Origin of the sequence: Kitasatospora sp. GAS204B, assembly GCF_029892155.1 — a bacterium.
Classification (GTDB): Bacteria; Actinomycetota; Actinomycetes; order Streptomycetales; family Streptomycetaceae; genus Kitasatospora.
Map to the genome: position 1 here is coordinate 279,838 of NZ_JARZAG010000003.1, position 21,299 is coordinate 301,136.

Here is a 21,299-nt window from a genome sequence, read left to right on the forward strand (position 1 = left end):
GAGGACTCTGAGGGCTCGACCAGGTCGAGGGTCAAGCGTGGTCGTGGTCGTGGTCGTGGCTCATCGGCCTCACGAGGTCAGCGCGCGGTAGACGGGGGCCAGCAGCGTGCCGAGGCCACGGCCGCGCACGGTGATGTCGGGTGCCGCCAGCCGCTCGACCGGCAGCGGCCCCGCCCGGCCCGGACGGGGGGTCGGGGGGAGCTCGTCCTGGCGAAGCGTGAAGTCGCCGACCCAGTAGTCGTCCAGTGGCCTCGCGGCACCCGTGCTGTCGTCGTTCATTCGGCGATCGCCTCCTCGGTGAGGGTGAGCAGCTCGCGCAGCTCACCGTCGGACAGGTCGGTGAGCCACCGCTCGCCCTCGCCGACCGCCGCCTCGGCCAGCGCGCGCTTGGCCTCGATCATCCCGGCGATCCGCTCCTCGACCGTGCCGGCGCAGACGAAGCGGCGCACCTGGACGGTGCGGTGCTGGCCGATCCGGTGGGCCCGGTCGGTGGCCTGCTGCTCGACCGCCGGGTTCCACCACCGGTCCAGGTGGACCACCTGGCTCGCGGCGGTGAGGTTGAGCCCGGTGCCGCCGGCCTTGAGCGAGAGCAGGAAGACCCCCGGTCCGTCGCCGCCGCCCGGTTCCTGGAACCGCTGAACCAGCTCGTCGCGCCGCCGGGCACTCAGCCGGCCGTGCAGGTAGAGCACCTCGGTGTCGAGGCGCTCGGCCAGGTGGCGGTGGAGCAGCGTGCCGAACTCGGCGTACTGGGTGAAGACCAGGGTGCGGTCGCCCTCGGCGAGAGCCTCGGCCAACACCTCCTCCAGCCGGGCGAGTTTGCCCGAGCGGCCGGCCACCGCCGAGCCGTCGTGCAGCAGTTGGGCCGGATGGTTGCAGACCTGCTTGAGCTTGCCGAGCGCGCCGAGCACCGCACCCTTGCGCTGCACCCCCTTGATCCCGCGCAGCCGGTGCAGCAGGTCGGCGACCACCGCCTGGTAGAGGCCGGCCTGCTCGGCGGTCAGCGTGCACCAGACGGTCATCTCCTGCTTCGGCGGCAGCGCGACCGCCACCGCCGGATCGTCCTTGCGCCGCCGCAGGATGAACGGGCTGGTCCGGCGCAGCAGTTCGGCGGTCCGCTCGGTGTTGGCGTGCTGCTCGACGGGGATCGCGTAGCGCTCCTTGAAGGCCGCCGCCGAGCCGAGCAGGCCAGGGTTGGCGAAGTCCAGGATCGCGTGCAGCTCGGTGAGGCGGTTCTCCACCGGCGTGCCGGTGAGCGCGATCCGGTGCTCGGCGGGGAGTGAACGCAGCGCCCGGGACTGGGCGGTGGCGCTGTTCTTGATGTTCTGCGCCTCGTCGGCGATCACCCGGTGCCAGGCGATCCCGCGCAGCTCGGGGCCGTCGCGCTGGACCAGTCCGTAGGTGGTGATCACCAGGTCGGCGCCGGCCACGGCGGCCCGCAGCTCGTCCCCGGTGGGACGGTCGGGGCCGTGCTGCACGTGGACCCGCAGCATCGGCGCGAACCTGGCCGCCTCGCGGCGCCAGTTGGCGATGAGCGAGGTGGGGCAGACCAGCAGCGTCGGGCCCGGCAGCGCGGAGTCGGCCAGCTCGCCCCGCTCGGCCGCCAGCAGCGCCAGGGCCTGCACGGTCTTGCCCAGGCCCATGTCGTCGGCCAGCACCGCGCCCAGCCCGAGCCGCCCGAGCGAGCGCAGCCAGGCCACCCCGCGCTCCTGGTACGGGCGCAGCGTGGCGCCGAAACCGGCCGGCAACGCGACCGCGGGATGCCCGGCCGCCGCCCGCTCGTCCGCCACCCGTTCGCCGAGCAGCGCACCGAACACCCCCGTGGCCGTGACGGCGCCGATCGGCAGTCCGGCGACCAGCGCGCCCGGGTCCAGGATCAGCTGGAGCAACCGCCCGGGCCGGCTCTCGCCGACCCCCTGCCGGGTCAAGAAGTCGACGGCGTCGGCAATCTGACGGACATTCATCTCGATCCACTGCCCGCGCACCCGCACCAGCCCGCGCTTGGCCGCCGCCAGATCGGCCAACTCCTCGGCGGTGAGCGGCTCGCCTTCCAGTGCCAGCCGCCACTGGAAGGCGACCACGGCGTCCCGGTTGAGCCAGGCATGCCCGTCCGGCGGCGGCGTGCCCGCCGTCCGTCCGGCGGCCGCGCCAGGAGCGGCGCCCCGCACCGTGAGCGCCATCCCCAGCCGTGGCCTGCGCTGCCACCAGCTCGGGAGCAGGACGCCGAAACCGGCCGAGGTCAGGGCCGGGGCCGCCTCGCGCAGGAAGTCCAGCGCGGTGTCCCGGTCCAGCGTCAGGCCGCTCGGCCGGCCCGCGCGCAGCGCCTGGCGCAGCTCGGTCCGGCATCGCACGGCCCGGTCCAGCTCGGCCAGATAGGCGCCCTGCGGGTCCTCGACCTTGCGCTCGAAGGCGGCCACCGCCGCACCGCCGGCCCACAGTTCGCCGGCGGTGACCAGCAGCGAGGGCTCGTCGACGGCCTGCAGCAGGAATTCCAGCCGCCAGTGGTCGTCGGAGGTGCCTCCCTCGGGGTCGGCGGGATCCGGCCCGAGCGGCTCGACCAGCCGGAAGCAGAGCCGGACCGCCGGCTGCTCGGGGCCGCCCGAGGCGTGCCAGGCGGCCAGTCGATCGGCCAGCCGGTCGAGCGCCGCCCGTGGCTCGCCCGGTTCCACCGCCAGCAGCCCGTCGCCCGCCCCGAGCCCGGCGAACCAGCGCTCGGCGGCCTGCCCGTCGGGCTCGCCCGCCGCCCCGACGCCGCGTGGCAGCCGCACCACACCCGGGTGGTCAGCCAGGGTGGCCCGGACCTCACGGTCGGTCAGCGCCTCCAGCACCTCGGCGAGCAGCACCGTGCCCGGCCGACCGGCCCGGGCCACCGGCGGGCAACCCTCGGCGAGGGCGGTCGCCTCGCGGCGGTCGGCGGTGCCCAGCACCGGCTGCCAGCGGGCGTACGGCGCACCGTCCAGCTCGACCAGCGCGGGCAGCACCTGGCCGCCACCGACCAGGCGCCAGGCCAGGTCGTGCACGGCGGTGAGCCAGCGCAGCGAGGACCCGTAGGCGACGTCGACCCGCCCCGGGCCGTCGAGTTCCGCGCTGGTCAGTGCCCAGCGCGGGTCGAACAGCTCGCCCAGCAGCTGGGCGGCCTCGGCCGGCTCGAAGACCAGCGCGGGCACCCGCCAGGCGTGCAGCGACACCCCGCTCGGCGCGGCCCGGCCGCCGAGCAGCTCGGGCGAGGCAGTGGGCACCCCGCTCAGCGAGGGCAGGGTCAGCGTGGTCCACCGCTCGGCCGCCTGGCCGGCCAGCCACCCGAGGCCGGGGCCGATGCCGCCGAGCAGGTCCGCGAGCAGCGCGGCGGGGCAGGCAAAGGGGTGCGGGCGAGCCATCGCCCCACCGCCCGGGTACGGCACCGGACCGCGCGCCGCGTCGAGCGCCCGCGCGTCCTCCGCCCACAGCGCCAACCGCCCGCCGCCCGGCCCGTGCCACAGCGCGTGCACCGCGAACACCGCTCCCGGACACCTCCTCCCGCGCTCGCCGGTCACCGTCGCCCGGTCACCGTCGCCCGGTCAGCCCGGTCGCTCTTCGCAGCCTAGCCACGACCTGTGACAACACATTCGGCCAGCTTGGTTGAAGGTTGAACGAAAAAGCCCTATGGTGGAGCCAACAAGTTGAAGCCTCAACAAAAGGCTTCGAACCCGAGGAGGAGCCATGGGCCTGTTCAGCCGCAAGACCACCGCCACCGCGACCGCCACCACCGTGCTGGACGCCCCGGCCGCGACCACCAGCACCGACCTCGCCCACCTCACCGGCGACTACACGATCGACACCACGCACAGCCGGATCGGCTTCACGGTGCGGCACGCCATGGTCACCAACGTGCGCGGCGAGTTCACCGACTACCACGGCAAGCTCCACCTGGACGGCAGCGACCCGGCCGCCTCCACCGTCGAGCTGGTGATCCAGGTGGCCAGCGTCGACACCGGCAACGAGCAGCGCGACGGCCACCTGCGCACCGGCGACTTCTTCGCGGTCGAGACCCACCCGGAGATCACCTTCCGCAGCACCGCCGCCGCCCAGCTCGACGCCGAGACCTACCGCCTGCACGGCGACCTCACCATCAAGGGCACCACCCGCCCGGTGGTCCTCGACCTGGAGTTCACCGGCAGCGCCGTCGACCCGTACGGCATCCAGCGGCTCGGCTTCGAGGGCTCGACCACCGTCGACCGCACCGACTTCGGCCTGAGCTACAACGCGGCGCTGGAGACCGGCGGCGTGCTGATCGGCGAGAAGGTCAAGCTCAGCTTCGACGTCTCCGCCGTCCGGGCCTGAGCCCGGCTGCCACGCCCGCCCGGCCCGTGACGCCGCCGGCGCGCCCGCCCGCCGGGCCTCCAACGCCGCCACGTGCGGCAGGATGGCCCACTGCCTCCGCTCAGCGGCGGGCGGCCGCCGGCCGCTGGTCGGACGCGGCCAGCAGCGCCTCGTCCGGGGCGCTGAGCCAACTGGCCGGCGGCCGGGCCAGCCACGCTTCCCGTTCGCCCAACTCGGCGGCGCAGGAAGCGATCAGCGCGACCTCGGGGTCGGGCGTCGCCGTCCGCCGATCGGGCGCCGCGGCGCCGGCGCGCCCTTCGGGCCGGTACACCAGGCTGACCAGGGTCAGCGGCACCGGGTCGACCAGTGGGCGGGTGACCACCCCGGGCAGGTCGGGCCCGCCGACGGTGGTGAGCATCGGGTGCCCGTGCCGCGCCAGATAGCGCGCGGTCTCGGCCGCGCCGACCGGGTAGGACCCGACGCCGGCGGCCGTCAACCCGTGGGCGGCCAGCAGGTGTTCACCGAACTCGGTCCACTCGGTGGTGGCCGGATTCCCGGCGCAGATGTCCACCGGGTGGCCCACCAGCTCGGCCGTGCGGATCGCGCTCCGGGCAGCCAGCGGATGGTCCTGCGGCAGCAGCAGCGCCACCCGCTCCAGCCGGACCGGACGCTGCGCCAGCCGCTCGCGTGACTGTGGCGGCAGCCCGCTGAACCAGCCGAACGAGACGTCCAGCCGCCCGGCCAGCAACTCCCGCGCGCCGGCGGCCAGTCCGCCGTGATAGCGGGCCAGCAGGGTGGCCTGCGGGTCAGCGGCGCGAGCGGCGGCCAGGATCCGATCCGCCGTCAGATCCTCCCCGGTGACCGCGCTGTTGAGGTCGACCAGCACCACCCGGCGCGGCGGCGGCGCCAGGATCTCCGCCTGCAGTGCGAGCAGCCGCCGGGCCTGCGGCAGCAGCCGCTCCCCCGCCTCGGTGAGCGCGACGCTGCGCGTGGTGCGGCTGAACAACTCGCGCCCGAGCAGGCGCTCCAGCGTCCTGATGTCCCGGCTGAGCGCCTGCTGGGCCAGGTGCAACCGCGCCGCCGCCTGCCCGAAGTGCAGGGTCTCGGCGGTCGCCAGGAAGCCGCGCAGCAGGCGGGGGTGCAGGTCGACGGGCATGCGGGCGAGAGTAGCAAGCGATTGACAACACAGCTGCGTCAATCGCCCCGAACAGGTGTTGGACCGTGCCGGGGCACGGCGGACAGGCTGAGGCCATCCCCGCCACCCCTCCCCTGGAGTCCCGTGTTCGCCCCCTACCGCCGCCTGTTCGCCGTGCCCGGCGCGCTCGCCTTCACCTGCTACGGCCTGATCGGCCGGCTCTCCTTCTCGATGCTCGGCGTCAGCCTGCTGACCGCGGTCGTCGACCGCCGCCACTCCTACGCACTGGCCGGCGCGGTCTCGGCCGCCGGCATGGTCGGCGTGGCGCTCAGCATGCCGCTGCTCGGTCGGCTGGTCGACCGCTACGGGCAGCGCCGGGTCTCGATCCCGGCGGCCCTGTGGTCCGCCGTACCGCGCACCGCGCTGCCGTTCCTGCTGCACGGCGGCGCACCGGCCTGGGCCCTGTGCGCAGCCGCCACCGCAGCCTCGGTGGCGCCCAATCTCGGCGGCATGTCCCGTGCTCGCTGGGCCCACCTGCACGGCGCCGACCCGGCCCTGCTGCACCGCGCCAACTCGCTGGAGCAGGCGCTGGACGAACTCTGCTACCTGGGCGGCCCGGTGCTCGGGATGCTGCTCTGCACCACGCTCTTCCCGGAGGCCGGCCTGCTCGCGGTCAGCGCGCTCGCCACCACCGGCGCGCTGCTCTTCGCCGCCCAGCGCCGCACCGAGCCGCCAGTCGCACCGCCGCCGGGCAGCGGACCGCGATCGCCGCTGCGGGCCCGGGGCGCGATCGTGCTGGTGGTGGTCTTCCTGAGCACCGGCGTGGTCTTCGGCTCGCTGGAGATCACCACCCTGGCCTGGGCCGGCGCCCAGGGCAGGCAGTCCGCGACCGGTCTGCTACTGGCCCTGCTGGCGGCCGGCTCCGGCGTCTCGGGTCTGCTCTTCGGGCTGCTGCCGCAGCGGTCCTGTCCCGTCCGGCGCCTGCTCGTCAGCCTCGCCGCGATGGCCGCCCTGCTCCTGCTGCCGCTCTCGGTCACCGGCCTCGGCGGTGGCCTGGGCACGCTGGCCGTGGCCCTCTTCGTGACCGGCACCGGGACCGCGCCCACCATGGTCAGCGGCCTGGCGCTGCTGCAACGGACGGTGCCCGCAAACGCGTTGAACGAGGGCATGGCGTTCGCCGTCGCCGGGATCGTCACCGGCAGCTCGGCCGGCTCGGCGCTCGGCGGGCTGCTCGCGCAGCGACTGCGGGCCGGCGGCGGCTACCTGCTGCCCGCCGGGGCGGCGCTGCTGGCCCTGCTGATCGCACTGGCCGGCAGCCGCCGCCTGCGGCCGACCGACCGCACAGCGGCACCCGTACCGGACGAGCCACGTGACCACGACCGACCGAGCGGCGGCGCACCCCGCAGGCGCTACGGCCGCGCCCAGGTGTACTCGTACTCGGGCAGCTCGCCGGCGCCGGGGAAGACCGCCGCGCCGGTGCGGGTCCGCACCCCGCCGGCCCGCTCGTAGAAGGCGACGGCCCGGTGGTTGTCGCGCAGCACCTCCAGGTAGAGCGGCGCACCGGCGTGCACGCGGGCCGTCCAGTCGCGCGCGGCGGCCAGCAGCGCCGCACCGATGCCGGCGCCGGTGAGCCCGGGGCGGACATGCAGGTTGTCCACCAGCACCCGCTCGTCGGGCTGCGGCACCAGGTAGCAGAATCCGAGCAGTTCGCCGTCGGCCCGCTCGGCGAGCAGCAGAACGGGAGTCGCGGCCGGCTCGCCGTAGTCGACCGTCAACCGGATCGCCCACAGCTCACGCCGCTGCTCGACCAGGCCGTCGCCGAGCACCGTGGCCGGGACGATCCCGGCGTACGCGGTGCGCCAGCTGGCGGCGTGCAGGTCGGCCACGGCGGACGCGTCGGCGGGGCCGCCGGGACGGATCGAGAACTCTGCGGTATCGCTCACGCCCCGATCCTGCCACCCCTTCACCCAGCCGAGCTTGAACGCGTTCAAAACAGCGGCTACAGTCTCCGCGACAGCAGCGTCGAGCGCCTTCGAAGATGGAGTGGTCCGCATGGCATCCGTGGCCGACAGCGGGGTCACCGTCCAGGCGGTGGGCACCCCTTCGTCCCCCTCGCACCGCCCCGGTCCCGACACCGGCGACGCACGGCGCGCCTGAACCCGCCGCTGAACCCGAAGCTGCACCCGCCGCCCTCGGCCCGGCCGACCACCGGCCGCACCGAGCTAGGCTCAGACCTCGTGGACGACCCGAGGATCCCCGCCGACCCCGCCGACCCGAGCCGGCTGCCGCCGCCCGAGAGCGCCGCACCGGCGCCGGCTCCCTCCTCGCGGCCCGCGCCGGACAGCACGAAGCCCCAGGCCCCCAGAACCGCCAAGAGCGAGCAGACCCGCGCGCTCATCCTGGAGACCGCGATGCGCCTCTTCCAGGAGCGCGGCTACGACAAGACCACCATGCGGGCGATCGCCGCCGAGGCGGGCGTCTCGGTCGGCAACGCGTACTACTACTACGAGGGCAAAGAGTTCCTCATCCAGGGCTTCTACGACCGGATGACGCGCGAGCACGCCCAGGACACCCGAGCCCGGCTGGTCGGGACGACGGACTTCGCGCAGCGGCTGCAGATCGCCCTGGAGTCCTGGGTGGACTGCGCGGCGCAGTACCACGAGTTCGCCGCCCAGTTCTTCCGCACGGCGGCCGACCCGGACAGCGCGCTCAGCCCGTTCTCGAACGAGTCCCACCCGGCCCGCGAGACGGCCGTCCAGCTCTTCCGCGAGGTCCTGGACGGCTCGGACCTCGGTCCGAAGATCGACCCGGAGCTGGACGAACTGCTGCCCGACCTGCTCTGGCTGCACCTGATGGTCGTGGTCCTGTACTGGGTCTTCGACCGCACCGAGGACACCGAGCGGACCCGGGCCTTCGTGCGGCGCTGCTCGCCGCTCGTGGCGAAGATCGTCGCCCTCTCCCGCTACCGGATCTTCCGCCCGCTGGTGCGCGACGCGGTCGACCTGGTGCGGGACTTCGTGCTGCCCACCATCGGCAGGACCACGACCGGCGGTTCGACCAGGAGCAGGAAGGCCACCGAGCCGACCGGCAAGCGCGGACGGCGCGGCTGAGCGGCTGAGCGGCTGAGCGGCGGCACAGCACTCCTGAGCCTCGGTCAGAACGAGTCCGGGTTCCACGCCGTGAGCGGGGTGCCGAGCAGCCGGTCGAGCTCGAAGGCGGCGCCGGGGCGCAACTCCTCGACCAACCCGCCCGCCACCAGCCGGCTCGCCGACTCGGCGCCCAGGTAGAGCGAGCCGAGCGCCGCGGCGCTCAGCGCGAGGTCCGGTTCGTCGGCGCTCTCGGCGACCCGGCCGACCCCGTCGGCGTCCGCCGTCAGCGCCCAGCGCCCTGCGGCGTATCCGGCGGCATCGCTCACCTCCAGGAGCACCCGCCCGGCGCCGGCGTAGCGGCGGGCCGCGAAGGCCGCCGGCACGTCCAGCACCCGCAGCCACATGAAGTCGGCGTTCTCCTCGTGCGGCACGGCGCCGCGCGGGTCGACCAGCAGGAGCGGCAGCGGGCTGTCGGGGCCCAGGTTGGGCGCCTCCAGCTTGCTGACCCAGTCCACCGAGAAGAGGTAGCGCCACAGGCCGACCTCGGTCGCCCGGTCCAGCGCCAGGAAGTCCCGGACCTTCAGCGTGCAGTCGGGATACGGGCCGTCCCAGTGGTCCTCGACCTGGTAGATCGCCAGGCCGGTGACGGTGCCGGCGGCGTCCCGGTGGACCACCGCGAAGGGCTCCTTCCAGGGGTGCCCCGGCACCTCGGCCTGGCCGGTGGCCTCGCGCCAGTAGGCCTCGTCCCGGGATATCGCGCCCGGCCGGTCACGGCGCCAGCGCTCGTGCAGCTCCGGGCCGACCTTGGCCAGCTCGGCCATGTCCACCAGGTCGAGCCGCCCGCCCGTCGCGCCGAAGGAGGCCGGCAGGTCGGTGCGGATACCGCGCGAGCGGCGCAGGTCGACCCGCCAGCCGTGGTGCCGGGTCGCCGGGCCGAACCCGAACCGCCCGTAGATGGCGTACTCGGCGGCGATCAGGATGGCGACCGCCTCACCGCGCTCGCGGGCGCCCGCGAGGTCGCGCCCCATCATCCGGCTCAGCAGGCCGCGGCGCTTGTGGGTCTGGCTGACCGTGACGCCGGTGATCGCCGAGACGGGGAGCAACGCACCCCCGGGAAGCGTCAGTTCGAACGGCATGCTGCGGAAGGTGCCGACGCAGTGACCGCGGTCGAACGCTCCGAGCATCCGGCCCGGCTGGTACCGCAGCCGGCGGTGCTCCTCCCCGGCGGGCAGACCGGCCCGCAGGAAGCCCGTGTTGACCGCGGCGCCCCAGACCGCCACCTCCTCCACGGGCAGCGACCGGATCTCGATCTCCTCGGTGGTCGCCGGACGGCCTGCGGCTGCTTCGTCGGTGCTCATCAGGCCACGGTAGGACGAGGGATCGCATCCAGGCACCCGATTTTCCGCGCCCTCGGCCACCGCCTGCACCGGACGTCAGTTCCGGCCCTTGGCCGTGGCCCCGGCCACCAGCGCGACCGCGACCAGCCCGATGACGATCAGCACCACCCCCGCCCCGGGCAGGCCGCCCAGGGTGCCGAGCACCGCGACGCCGAGCGCCGAGCCACCCTGCCGGATCCCGTTCAGCGCGCCCTGCCCGGTGGCGGCCAGCTCGGCCGGTGCGGCGACCGCCATCTCGGCGGCGGCGCCGGGGATGGACAGGGTGCCGGCCAGCGCGAGCGCGAGTTCGGCCACCACCAGCAGCGGCATCGGCACCCGGCTCCCGCCGCAGCAGGCCAGCAGCACACCGCCCAGGACGGTGGCGGTCATCCCGGCCAGCAGCACCGGACGGGCACCGTGCCGGGCCATCAGCCGCCCGGTGAAGAACGGCATCACGCAGACCGGGACGGTCAGCGGCAGCGAGGCCAGTCCCGCGTCGAACGGCGCGAGCCCGTCCTGGTGCTGCAGCCAGACGTCGATCAGGTACATCCCGCCGTAGAACGCGAAGCAGGAGACCGCGGCGGCCACCAGCGCGGCCCGCACCCGCGGCAGCGCGAGCAGCGCCGGCGGCAGCAGCGGGGCCGCGACCCGACGCTCCACCAGCACCAGCGCCACGAAGGCGAGCAGCGCGGCGCCGATCGGGACCAGCGCGAGCGGCGCGGTCCAGCCCTTGATGCCCGCCTCGACCAGGCCGAAGGTCAGCGCGCCGAGCGCGGTGGTGGAGAGCAGCAGACCGGCCCGGTCCAGCGCACGGACGGCCCGCACCGGCGGGGCCGGCAGCCGGCCCGCGAGCAGCAGGGCGAGCAGCGCGATCGGCGGGTTGACCAGGAAGACCAGCCGCCAGCCGCCCAGTTCGACCAGGCCGCCGCCCAGCACCGGCCCGATCGCGGCGCCGATCCCGCTCACCGCGGCCCAGGCGCCGATCGCCCGGGTGCGGCGGGCCGGGTCCGGGTTGAGCGCGATCAGCAGTGCGAGCGAGGCGGGCACCAGGCCGGCGCCGGCCACACCGAGCAGGGCCCGGCCCGCGATCAGCCCGCCGACGGCGGGCGCGCCGGCGCAGAGCAGCGACAGCACGGCGAAGGCGCCGAGGGCGCCCGCGTAGACCCGGCGGGCGCCCCACCGGTCGGCGAAGACGCCCGCCGCCAGCAGCAGTCCGGCGAAGACGACGGTGTAGGCGTCGACCGCCCAGGGCAGCGCGGCGGCGGAGGCGTGCAGCGAGCGCTGGATGTCCGGCACCGCGACGTTGAGGACGGAGGTGTCGAGCAGCACGAGCAGGTTGCCGACCGCGATCCCGGTGAAGGCCAGGCGGGAACGGGCTGGTGAGAGGGCGTCAGTCGGGGGTGCCAGGGTGTCGGTGGTCATGGCAGCAGCCTCGCCCCGCAGCCCGGTGCCGGGCCACGGCGTAACCCCGATACCCCCATCGGGAATCCCGATGGGGGTGGCAAGCTGGTCCGGTGGACACACGCTACCTACGCGCCTTCGTCGCCGTCGCCGAACTGGGCGGAATCTCCGCCGCCGCCCAGCAGCTGGGTTACGCCCAGTCCAGCGTCAGCGCCCAACTCAAGCGCCTGGAGGCGGAGTTGGGCACCGATGTCCTGCTGCGCGGCGGCGCCGGCGCCAGCCTCACCGAGGCCGGCGCGCGCCTGCTGCCGCACGCCCGGGAGGCGTTGGAGCTGGAACAGCGGATGCACCGGGCCGCGCTCGGCAGCCGGCCCAGACTGCGGATCGGCTCGCAGGAGTCGCTGGCGCACGCCTGGCTGCCCGAGGTGCTGGCGGCGTTGGAGTACGGCGCCGGCGGCGCGGGATCGGGGGCCGATGTCGAGCTGACCGTCAGCAGCCGGGCCCGGATCGAACAGGCCTTCCGGGACGGCGAATTGGATCTGATCTTCCGGTACGACAGCGGTGCGGTGACGCCGGGCCCGCATGCCGTGGTCGGGCACGATCGCACGCTGCTGGTGGCCGCGCCGCACCACCCGCTGGCCCGCGCGCAGTCGCTGACGCCGGAACAGCTGCTCCCCTACGACTTCCTGGTCGCCGAGCCGGCCTGCACCTCGCAGATGCTGGTCGACCGCTTGGGACGGGACCTGCTGGCGAACGCCCAGCTCTCGACGATCACCGGCTCGCTCTCCGCCCTGCTGCGACTGGCCGGGCACGGCCACGGCCTCGCCCTGCTGCCGCACCAGTCGGTCGCCCGCGAGCTGGCCTCGGGCGAACTGGTCGAACTGCGGCTCGCCGAGCCCGTCCGCCCGGTCAGCATCACGGCGCACTGGCACCCGCGACTCGGCTTGGCCGAACGCCCGCTGCACGCCCTGCTGGAGCTGGCCCGCCGCGCCGATCCACTGCCGGCGGTGGGGCAGCGGGCGGCGGTGGGGTGATCGGTCCGGCCGGCCCGCAGACGTCGTCCCCGGCTGCCGGCTGCCGCCCGCCGCGTCAGGGGCGGGCGTAGAAGTCGGGGGTGCCCATGATCCAGAGGCTGGCCTGCTTGATCGCCGTGCCGGTGCGGGGGGCCTCGATGATCTGGTCGTCGCCGATGTAGAGGGCGACGTGGTGGATGTCGGCGGCGCGGCCGGTCTGGGTCCAGAAGACCAGATCGCCGGGGCGCAGCTGGTCGTAGGTCACGGGGGTGGACTCGGCGTACTGGTCGGCGGCGAAGTGGGTCAGCTGCTTGCCGCCCTGGCGCCAGGCGAGCATGGTCAGCCCGGAGCAGTCGTAGCCGTCCGGGCCCTCGCCGCCCCAGATGTAGGGCAGGCCGAGCTTGCCGCGGGCGAAGTCGAGTGCCGCCTGGGCGCCGGCCTGGGACCAGGGCGCGGAGCCGTCCACCGGTGGCGCCGGTGCCACCGACGGCCGAGCCGCGGCCTCAGCGGCAGCCTGGGCCGCGGCCTTGGCGGCCGCCTCGGCCTGTTGGGCGGCGATCGCCTCGACCGCGCTCTGGCGTTGGCGCTCGAGGTCCACCGTGGTGTCGCGGGCGGCGGCCAGCTCGGCGAGCAGGCGTTCGCGGCGCTTGCCCAGCTCGGTGACCTGCCCCTGCTGGACCGCGAGCCGGGACTGCGCCCGCTTCCTGGCCTGGTCGACGGCCGTCGCCGCGCGCTGGGCCTGGTCGGTGGCGGCGCGCGCGGCGCCCACGGCCTCGGTGGCGGCCTTGGCGGTGGCGGTGGCGGCGTCCAGGATCTGCCGGGTGCTGCGGCCCGCCGCGCCGACGGCGGCGGCCTGCTCGGTGGCCTCGTGCGGGCCCTGCGCGTTCAGCAGGTCGTTGAGCGCCGCGAGTTCGGGGCTGGTGCCCAGCCGGTAGGAGGCGGCGGCCAGGCCGGCCGCGTCCTCGGCGGCGGCGGCCCGGGCCGCTTCGGCGGCGGCCGCGCGGTTGCTGGCGTCAGTGGCCGCGGCGCGGGCCTTGGTGAGCTTCACCTGGGCGCCGTCGTAGGCCTCGACGGCCTGCTCGGCGACCCGGCCGGCCTGCTCCAGCTCGTTCCGCGCACCGGTCAGCCGGGCCTCGATCGCGCTGACGGCGGCGGCCCGCCGATCGGCCTCGGCCCGGGCGCCGGCGATCGTGTCGGTCGAGGGGTGGGGCGGATCGTCGGCGAGGCTGGGCGCCGGGGCGGCGAGCAGCCCGGCGAGCGCGGTCAGGGTGAGCAGTACGGCGGTCAACAGTCTGCGCGGCACCATGAGACCTCACCGTCCGACGATCAACGAAATATCCCATCACGTGACAATTCGGTCACTCGACGCGATGTTCGCAGACCCGGCCGGAGGGACCGGCCCGCAACCCGCGCCCCATGCGGGTGATCGTGGTCCGTCTGACGTCGGATCAGGGGCTGCGCCGCCGCGGGCCCCGGGTGCGGTACGAGCGTGCCCGCCCCGCCTGCACGGTGCGCCGGCGCTGGTCGGCGCCGCGCTCGGGGGCCTGCTCGCCGCGGGCCGCGCGGGTCGCGTCCAGGTGCGCGGTGGCCCGGGCGGCCATCGCCTCCGCCATCCGGTGGGTGGCCGTGTGGTGCGCGGGGACCTTGTCGGGGGCGCCGGCGATCAGGTCGAACACCCAGGTGCGGGCCCGGTCGGCCCTGGCGTGCAGCCGCCGTTCGCGGCGCAGCGCCCGGGCCCGGCGGCGCGGCCGCTCGGCGTACCGCCAGCGGGCCCACGGGCTGGACGGGCGGGCCAGGCGGACCGCGCCGATCCAGGACAGGCCGGGCACCATGATGCCGAGCAGTCCGGTCCACAGCTTGCCCTTGAGCAGCGCGACCACCGACGCCAGCGCGTTGACCGAGATCACCGCGACCAGCCCCCACCGCCCGGAACCGCCCGCGTCGCTCTGCCCCGGAACCACCCCCAGCGGCACGTACCCGGTCAGCAGCAGCGCGGTCAGCAGGATGCCGAGGATCACCGCGTCCACCGACTTGCGCCCCTGCTCGCTCCAGTAGACGTCCTCCAGGTGCAGGATCAGCGCGAACTCGTCCAGCACCAGCCCGCAACCGATCCCGAAGAGCAGCCCGAACCAGTCGATCCACGGGTGCCCGCCGTTGGCGGCGAAGACCCCGATGCCGGCCACCAGCAGGCACCCCACCCCGAAGACCATGTGGTGGATGTGCAGCCCGCCGGGGGTGATGTTGCCCGGCCACCAGCGGACCCGGGCCCGGATCATCCGCACGCTGAAGCGGATGAGGACGAACGAGCTGATGAAGCCGACCAGCAGCAGGAAGAGCGGCTGCTTGTGAGCGGCGATGATGTGCTCGCGGTAGCCCTCCACCAGTCCGGCGATCTGCATGAGCGGTACGTCCTCGGAACTTCGTCGCTGCTGTCGGTGCTGTCGGTGCTGATGGTGCCGACGTGCCTCTAACGTCCGGTCAGAAGCCGCGGGTACGTTTCGCCGCGCGTCGCGGGCCGGTCAGGTACGGCACCAGGCGGCCGTCGGCGCCGGCCAGCGTCCCGATGCCCGGCACCTTCATGAAGAGCCTGGCCACCTCGCCCCCGAGGTTCACCCCGATCGCCAGCGCCATCGCGATGGCGGCCGCCCGGCTGACGAAGACCAGTCCGGCGGAGGGATGGCCCTGGGCGAAGGAGAGCATGCCGAGGTAGAGCGCGGAGCCCGGCATCAGCGGGCCGAGCGCCGCGGTGACGTACGGCAGCGCCGAGGCGTAGCGGTAACGGGCCATCAGCTGGCCGAAGAGGCCGACCAGTCCGGCGGCTATCCCGGTGGCGACGATCTGCGAGATCCCGGCGTTGTGGGCGAGCACCCCGTAGACGGCCCAGCCGATGCCGCTGTTGAAGGTGACCATCGCCAGGGTGCGCCGGCTGGTCTGCAGCAGCATCGCGAAGAACAGGGTGAGCAGCATCGCGGCGATCAGCTGCACCGGCGGGTTGTAGATGCCGCTGAGCGACTCGGCGGGCCGCAGCTGGGCGTCGTAGCTGACCCCCGCGTAGAGGATCAGCATCACGCCTATCACGATGCCCGCCACCAGGTAGACCACTTCGAGCAGCCGGGCGGCGGCAGTGATGTAGAAGCCGGTCAGGCCATCCTGCACGGCGGCGACCAGCGCCCGCCCGGGCAGCAGCGCGAACAGGCCACCGGTGATCACCACCGAGCCGCGCAGGCCCGCGCTGCTGAGCGAGAGCAGGATGCCGCAGAACGCGGCCGGCATCGCGGCCAGCACGAACTGGTAGAACTCGGGCAGGCCGCGCCCCGCCACCCAGGAGGCCAGCCGGTCGCCGATGATCGCGGCCACCACGGCGTTGATGAAGACCAGCCAGGCCTTGGCGTCCACCTGACCGCCGACCAGGAAGGTGGCCGCGCCGGCCAGCAGGCCCGCGGTGACCGACAGCAGCCAGGCCGGGTACGGGTGCCGGTTGCGGCGGATCAGGGCGAGCCGGCGGTAGGCGTCGTTGACCGTGACCTTCTCGGCGGTGATGTCCGCGACCAGCCGGTAGACGGCGGCCAGCCGGGTGTAGTCGGAGGTGCGGCGGCGCACCACCCGGGCGGCGGTGACCGGGGCCTCGACCAGCGAGGGCTGGTAGGAGATGGAGATCAGGGTGAAGGTCACCTGCGGCTCGCAGCGGTCCAGCGCGTAGGCGTGGGTGACGCCGAGCATCGCGGCCTCGACGTCCTCGGCGCTCTCGCCGCTGGCCAGCAGCAGCTCGCCGATCCGCAGGGTCAGGTCGAGGATCCGCGGCACGTGGCGGGCGGTGGCCTCGGCCTTGACCTCACGCTTGGTGCGCTCGTAGGCGGGGCGCTCGGACATCGGGGTGCGCAGCAGCGTGCGCATCCGGTCCGGCCACGGCGCATCGCCGGGCGCGCCCGGGTTCAGCAGCGGGATCGGGCCGCTGGGAGGGTTGTAGCCGACGGCGCGCCAGACCTCGGGCGGCAGCGTGTCCTCGGAGCCGCCGCCGAACTCGACGAAGGCGGCGAACTCGTCGCGGACGGGGGGCTCGACCGGCTCGGACTCGACGGACTCGACGGACTCGGCCTCGGCGGACTCGCCCGCCGCGGGCTCCGGTTCGGGCTCGCGCTCCGGTTCGGGCTCGGTGGCCGGTCCGAGCAGCCCCTCGGTCTCCAGTGGCAGCGGCGCGAGCGGGATCAGCTGCACCTGGTCGGCCGGCGGGGCGGGGTTGCCGAGCAGCCCCTCGGTCGGCGGCGCCTCGGCCGGCGGGACGGGCGGCACCGGCGGGACGGCGTCGGCTGCGGGCCGACCGTTCCCACCCTGCTCCCGGTCCCCGCTCTTCCCGCCGCGAGCGCTCCTGCCGCCGCCCGGTCGGCCCCGCTTAGGCACTGCCGCTCCTCACCGCCCCGGGGTGGCCGTGCCACCGTCCGTGATCTTCGCCTCCACCTTGCCCGATGCCGAGTCGGGACGCATATGTACAAGTCGTCCAGGAAGGTCGGGAAGGTTCCGAAAAGCAGACGATACGACGAACAGGTGGCCAGGCGACACCGCCCCGACCACAGCACCCTGGCGTCAGAGCCCGTAGCGCTCGATGACCCCCTCGTGGTGCGCCAGGTCGGCACCGGCGGCCTTGGCCAGGTCGAGCCAGCAGACCGGGTGTGCCCAACCGGCGGTCAGCTCGGTCAGCAGGGCGTCGGCCTGGGCGGCACCGGCGGTCGGCGGCACCCCGAGGGCGGCGTAGATGCCCGGCAGTTCGGCGGCCTCGTCGGCCGGGTCGGTGATCAGGTACTGCTCGCCGCTGTACGCCCAGATCCCGTAGCCCGCCTCGTGCAGCGCGGTGCGCAGCTCGGCCCAGGCCTGCGGCCCGGGCCAGGCGCCGTCCAGGAAGTAGCTGGTGTACCCGGCCGGATCGAGCAGCGTCAGCAGTTCGAAGGTCGGCCGCCAGCGGGCCCGCTCGGCCTCCTCGGCGTCCTGGGCCGGGGCCGGCTCCAGCAGGGCGGGGGCGAAGACCACCACGTCGTGGTGGTTGAGCTGGACGTCCTCGCCGAGCACCGGCAGGATCCGCGCGGTGGCCGGACCGGTGCGCAGCGCGGGCAGGTCGGTGGCCGCCCCGTTGCTGCGCCGGGCCCGGATGGTGACGACCTGCCACTCCTCGTCCACCGGGCCGTCGGCCTCGTCGAACTCGATGCCCAGCCGCGCGCCGGTCTCGCGGACCGCGGCCCAGTCGCGGTTGGCGGTGGCGGCGGTGATCAGGTGCCAGAGGTCGGCGGGCTGGACGGTGCGGTACAGCTCCTCGGGCGCGGTGCCCTCGACCGGCAGGGCGTGCGCCAGCAGCTCCTGGTAGAGCCGCTGGGCGGTGCCGTGCTCGCCCAGTTCGGTGGCCGCGGCGGCGGCCAGCCGGCGCGGGTTGATCCGGTCCGGCTCCAGCGCGAGCAGCGTCCGGCAGCTCTCCACCGCATCCGCCCAGCGGCTCTCGGCCACCGCCCAGCGGGCCCGGATCCAGTGCGCGTCGCCCGGGCTCGCGCCGGCCACCCGGTCGGCCAGCCGCCGCAGCCCCTCCCCGTCACGGGCCTCGATCAGCACCGAGCTCAGCATGCCGATCAGATCCTGGTGACCGGGGTCGCGCTCCAGCCGGGCCCAGAGCAGCTCGGCGGAGGCCTGCTCGTGGCCGAGCGAGGCGAGCAGGCCGGCCAGGGCGAGCAGCAGGTCGGTGGCGGCCGACGATCCTCCCCCGGCCTCCGGCTGGGGGGACCCCCATGCCGACGCGCCGCCCCCGAGCCCGGCCCAGCCGGCGGCCAGCAGGTCCAGGTCCGCCTCCGGGTCGACCTCGCCCGCCCCGTCGGCCCGCTCGCCGAGCAGCCGCGGCAGCTCCAGCGGCGCGACCGGCAGCTCGGGCACCGGCAGCGCCTCGGCCGCCGCCCGCAGCTCGGCGAGCGCGGCGGCCGCGCTCTCGGTACGGCGCAGCAGGGACAGCTTGCGCTCCCCGGTTGCCACCAACGCGAGCGCGACCGAGCGCGCCCCGCGCCTCGCCGCCAGCCGTCCCGCCATCAGCGCCAGGTCCAGGCAGGGGCGGTGCGAACCGGCGGCGTCCAGGTAGGAGACCCAGTGGGCCAGCCGGACGCCGAGCCGGGCGTCGTTCGGGAACCGGTCGGCGGACACCAGGCGCTCGACCGCCTCCGTCCAGCGGTGCCGGATGTCGGCGAAGCCCTCGGCCTCCTCGACCGGCGGGAGCTGCGCCAGCGCCTCGTCGAAGCGGCCGAGCGCGGCCAGCGCGCGGGCCCGGATCACGCCGAGTTTGCGGCGGTCGTCCTCGTCCAGGGTGTGCCGGGCGGCGGTGTAGGCCTGCTCGGCGGCGGCGAGCGCGGCCAGTGACTCCTGGTACCGGCCGAGCTTGTACAGCGCGGCGGCGCGAGCCTGGCCGAAGGAGAGCGAGACGCTCTCGCCCGCCGCCTGGATCCGCAGCTGCGCGCGGTCCAGGTGGGCCAGGGCGGCCTCGGCCCGGCCGTCGTCCTCCAGAGTGTCGGCGTACTCGCGCGACAGGCAGTCGAAGCAGGCGCGGGCCGGCTCGACCCGCTCCAGCGCCTCCTCCAGCACGGCGAGCCGCTCGGGGACGTAGCCGGGGCCGTCGATGTTGGCGTGGCAGATGGTGAAGTCCTGCACCGCGCAGACCGCCTGCGGGCAGCCGGCGGTCTCCTCGCGGTGCGCGAACTCCAGCAGCGAGACCGCCTCGGTCATCGCCTGCTCGCCCTGGTGGCGCTTGTTCAGCAGGTTCTGCAACCGCCAGTGCCGCAGGAAGACCTCGACCCAGGGCAGGCCGAGCGCACGGGCCGAGGCGAGCGCCTCCGGGTACATGGCGTCCAGCTGCTCGTTGCGCCCGTCGACGGCGTGCCCGGCGATCTCCACCAGCGCCGTGGCCAGCCGGTGTTGCCCGGCCTCGACCAGTTGGCCGTGGGTGTCGTGGACCCAGCCCCAGATGTCCGTGCTCATCGGGTGCCCTCCCCCTGCTCGCGCCGTTGATCGTCACCGCGTTGATCGTCACCGCGTTGATCGTCACTGCGTTGATCGTCGCCGTGCGGACCGTCGTCGAAGAGTCTGTCGAACCCCACTGACAGGCCGTCGACCGGTGGCGCGGTCAGCGCGGCCACCGCGGTGCCGACCCCGGTGAGCGCGGCCCCGAGGTCGCCGCCACCCGAGCCGGACGCACCGGCCGCCGCCATGATCACCTTGAGCGAGCGGAGCAGCCCGGCCGCCGTGGCGCTGCCGGTGTGCCCGGCCCGGTAGGCCCGCAACAGGTCCTGGACGGCGGGCGAGGCGGTGTTGAGGTAGAGCCGGGCCCTGACCCCGCCGTCGGTCCTGGCGGTGAACGCCCGGGCCAGCCGCAGCGCGGCCGACGGGATCCGGGCGTCCGCCTGGTCGTCCTCGATCCGCGCCTTCAACTCGGCCTCGCGGTCCGGCACCAGCACCAGCGGCAGCCCGGGCGGCTCGAACCGGGCCGGCACCAGTTGCTCGCCCTCGTCCGCCAGCGCGGCGGTCAGCCAGCCCAACTCCTCGGCGGGCAACGGGCTTTCTGGGTCGCGGAACAGCTCGCGGTTGCCGTCCTCGCTGCCGAGTTCGACGATCCGGCAGTCGCGCAGCTGCGCGTAGCGGCGCAGGAACGGCAGCACGGCGTACCGGTCGCCGCGCGCGATCGGCACCCGCATGGCGCGGTAGAGCATCTCCTCGAACCCGCCGCCGGAGCCGAGCGCCACGTGCACCACGCCGCCGCCGGCCGCCCGCAGCGCACCGGCCGTCAGGTCGCCCTGCGAGGTGGGCACCGGGACGTCGTCGGCGAGCAGGGTGAAGAGCCGCTCGTCGCAGAGCGCGGCGCCGAGCAGGTCCTGGCCGTGCCGGGCGAGGATCCGCCGCCAGGCGGCCGGCTGCAGCCGGGCGGTCTCGTAGAGGCCGTTGACGATCGCATCGGTGAGCGCCTGCTGGAGGGCCCGGTAGTGCTCGTCGCGCTGCAGGTCCTCGCGGCTGGCGGTGGGGGTCAGCCGGTTGGACTCGACCACGCCGCCGATGAACCCGGCCCAGCTGGGCAGCAGGTCGCGGGCGTCGTCGGCGAGCAGCATGCCGCGCAGGTAGACGGCGAGGTCGCGGTTGTCGCTGCTGCCGTAGCTGCCGCCGTCCTGCACCCAGAGCAGGCCGACGGCATCGGTGGTGCCGTCGACCGGCTCGACGGCGAACGCCGTCAGCGGCTCGAAGCGTCGTCCGAAGGCGGCGGCGAACTCCATCCGCATCGCGTGCTGCCTGGCCTGCGGGATCACCGCGCGCCAGGGCACCGCGATGTCGTTGACCGGCCGCTCGTCGTCGCCGACGTACACCGGGACGGTCAGCAGCACGCAGTAGCGGCCGAGCACCTCGCGCAGCGCCGCCTCGTCGGCCAGGTGGGCGTGCTCGGGCTTGAGGGTCAGCTCCACCACGCTGCCGGGCCGCGGCCGGGCGGCCACCGGCTCGACGCTGTACTGCTCGCCGCCGCGACTGCGGTAGCGGTGGCCGAGCGTCGGCTCGCGGTGCGAGGTGGTGGTGACGGTGACCTCCTCGGCCACCGAGAAGGCGGAGAGGAAGCCGAGGCCGAACGCGCCGATCAGTTCCTCGTTGCCGGTGACCTCGCGCAACAGCCGGGTGTACCCGGTGCCGACGGTGGCCAGGTAGGCGTGGATCTCGGGTTCGGTCAGGCCCGCGCCGGTGTCCTCGATCGCCAGCGTCCTGGTGGCGGCGTCGGCGCGCACCGCGATCCGCGGGTGGTGGGCGGCGGCGCCCGCCGGGTCCTCCAGGCGGCGGCGGGTGTGCGAGTCGTGCGCGTTCTGCACCAGCTCGCGCAGCGCGACCAGCGGTGTGGAGTAGAGATGAGTGGCGAGGACGCTCACCAGGCCGCCCAGGTCGACCTCGGTGGTGCGCAGGTTCTCCTGACCTTCAGACATGGTGCCCCAGTCTGCCAGTC

General features: G+C 74.8%; 15 protein-coding genes. 4 read left to right on the plus strand and 11 right to left on the minus strand.

What is annotated here, in order from left to right; all coding sequences use genetic code 11:
* Positions 1–69 precede the first annotated feature (69 nt).
* Together P3T41_RS06350 and P3T41_RS06355 are read right to left on the minus strand one after the other, a co-directional pair.
* Positions 70–279 carry a hypothetical protein gene (locus P3T41_RS06350; RefSeq protein ID WP_280688495.1) on the minus strand — a complete coding sequence of 70 codons (210 nt, stop codon included), beginning with the start codon at positions 277–279 and terminating at the stop codon, positions 70–72.
* Complete coding sequence (locus P3T41_RS06355) at positions 276–3,494, minus strand: DEAD/DEAH box helicase (RefSeq protein ID WP_280688497.1); 3,219 nt, start codon at positions 3,492–3,494, stop codon at positions 276–278. The genes P3T41_RS06350 and P3T41_RS06355 overlap by 4 nt, the downstream gene beginning before the upstream one ends.
* A 202-nt stretch (positions 3,495–3,696) precedes the next feature.
* On the opposite strand from P3T41_RS06355, the gene P3T41_RS06360 reads away from it, so the two are divergent.
* Positions 3,697–4,317, plus strand: a complete 621-nt coding sequence (locus P3T41_RS06360; RefSeq protein ID WP_280688499.1) for a YceI family protein — start codon at positions 3,697–3,699, stop codon at positions 4,315–4,317.
* A 100-nt stretch (positions 4,318–4,417) separates the two neighbouring features.
* Here the strand turns inward: P3T41_RS06360 and P3T41_RS06365 are convergent, their stop codons facing one another.
* The gene (locus P3T41_RS06365; RefSeq protein WP_280688502.1) at positions 4,418–5,452 is read right to left on the minus strand and encodes a LysR family transcriptional regulator; all 1,035 of its coding nucleotides are present in this window, start codon (positions 5,450–5,452) and stop codon (positions 4,418–4,420) included.
* A 123-nt stretch (positions 5,453–5,575) separates the two neighbouring features.
* Here P3T41_RS06365 and P3T41_RS06370 point away from each other — a divergent pair, with 123 nt between their 5' ends.
* Positions 5,576–6,940: an MFS transporter gene (locus tag P3T41_RS06370; RefSeq protein ID WP_280688503.1), complete on the plus strand. Its 1,365-nt coding sequence runs from the start codon at positions 5,576–5,578 to the stop codon at positions 6,938–6,940.
* On the opposite strand, the gene P3T41_RS06375 is transcribed toward P3T41_RS06370, so the two are convergent.
* Complete coding sequence (locus P3T41_RS06375; RefSeq protein ID WP_280688505.1) at positions 6,841–7,374, minus strand: GNAT family N-acetyltransferase; 534 nt, start codon at positions 7,372–7,374, stop codon at positions 6,841–6,843. The genes P3T41_RS06370 and P3T41_RS06375 overlap by 100 nt on opposite strands.
* 453 nt (positions 7,375–7,827) lie before the next feature.
* Here P3T41_RS06375 and P3T41_RS06380 point away from each other — a divergent pair, with 453 nt between their 5' ends.
* Entirely contained in the window at positions 7,828–8,541 is a 714-nt protein-coding gene (locus tag P3T41_RS06380) for a TetR family transcriptional regulator (protein WP_280688696.1), read from the plus strand.
* Between the two features lie 44 nt (positions 8,542–8,585).
* Here P3T41_RS06380 and P3T41_RS06385 read toward each other — a convergent pair whose 3' ends face one another.
* Both P3T41_RS06385 and P3T41_RS06390 read right to left on the minus strand, forming a co-directional pair.
* Positions 8,586–9,878 (minus strand): GNAT family N-acetyltransferase, encoded by a 1,293-nt coding sequence (locus tag P3T41_RS06385; protein WP_280688507.1) that lies wholly within the window; start codon positions 9,876–9,878, stop codon positions 8,586–8,588.
* Positions 9,879–9,953: 75 nt separating this feature from the next.
* On the minus strand, positions 9,954–11,318 hold the full coding sequence (locus P3T41_RS06390; protein WP_280688508.1) for an MFS transporter: 1,365 nt from the start codon (positions 11,316–11,318) through the stop codon (positions 9,954–9,956).
* A gap of 92 nt (positions 11,319–11,410) precedes the next feature.
* Between P3T41_RS06390 and P3T41_RS06395 the strand changes: the two genes are divergently transcribed.
* Entirely contained in the window at positions 11,411–12,331 is a 921-nt protein-coding gene (locus P3T41_RS06395) for a LysR family transcriptional regulator (RefSeq protein WP_280688509.1), read from the plus strand.
* Positions 12,332–12,386: 55 nt separating this feature from the next.
* On the opposite strand, the gene P3T41_RS06400 is transcribed toward P3T41_RS06395, so the two are convergent.
* From P3T41_RS06400 to P3T41_RS06420, 5 genes are all read right to left on the minus strand, one after another.
* Complete coding sequence (locus tag P3T41_RS06400; RefSeq protein ID WP_280688511.1) at positions 12,387–13,616, minus strand: C40 family peptidase; 1,230 nt, start codon at positions 13,614–13,616, stop codon at positions 12,387–12,389.
* Positions 13,617–13,758: 142 nt separating this feature from the next.
* On the minus strand, positions 13,759–14,709 hold the full coding sequence (locus tag P3T41_RS06405; protein WP_280688513.1) for a hypothetical protein: 951 nt from the start codon (positions 14,707–14,709) through the stop codon (positions 13,759–13,761).
* 79 nt (positions 14,710–14,788) lie between these two features.
* Entirely contained in the window at positions 14,789–16,708 is a 1,920-nt protein-coding gene (locus tag P3T41_RS06410; RefSeq protein ID WP_280688515.1) for a threonine/serine exporter family protein, read from the minus strand.
* A gap of 183 nt (positions 16,709–16,891) precedes the next feature.
* Positions 16,892–19,306 carry a hypothetical protein gene (locus P3T41_RS06415; RefSeq protein WP_280688517.1) on the minus strand — a complete coding sequence of 805 codons (2,415 nt, stop codon included), beginning with the start codon at positions 19,304–19,306 and terminating at the stop codon, positions 16,892–16,894.
* On the minus strand, positions 19,303–21,279 hold the full coding sequence (locus P3T41_RS06420) for an ATP-binding protein (protein WP_280688519.1): 1,977 nt from the start codon (positions 21,277–21,279) through the stop codon (positions 19,303–19,305). Before P3T41_RS06420 ends, P3T41_RS06415 begins: the two co-directional genes overlap by 4 nt.
* Between the last annotated feature and the right edge of the window lie 20 nt (positions 21,280–21,299).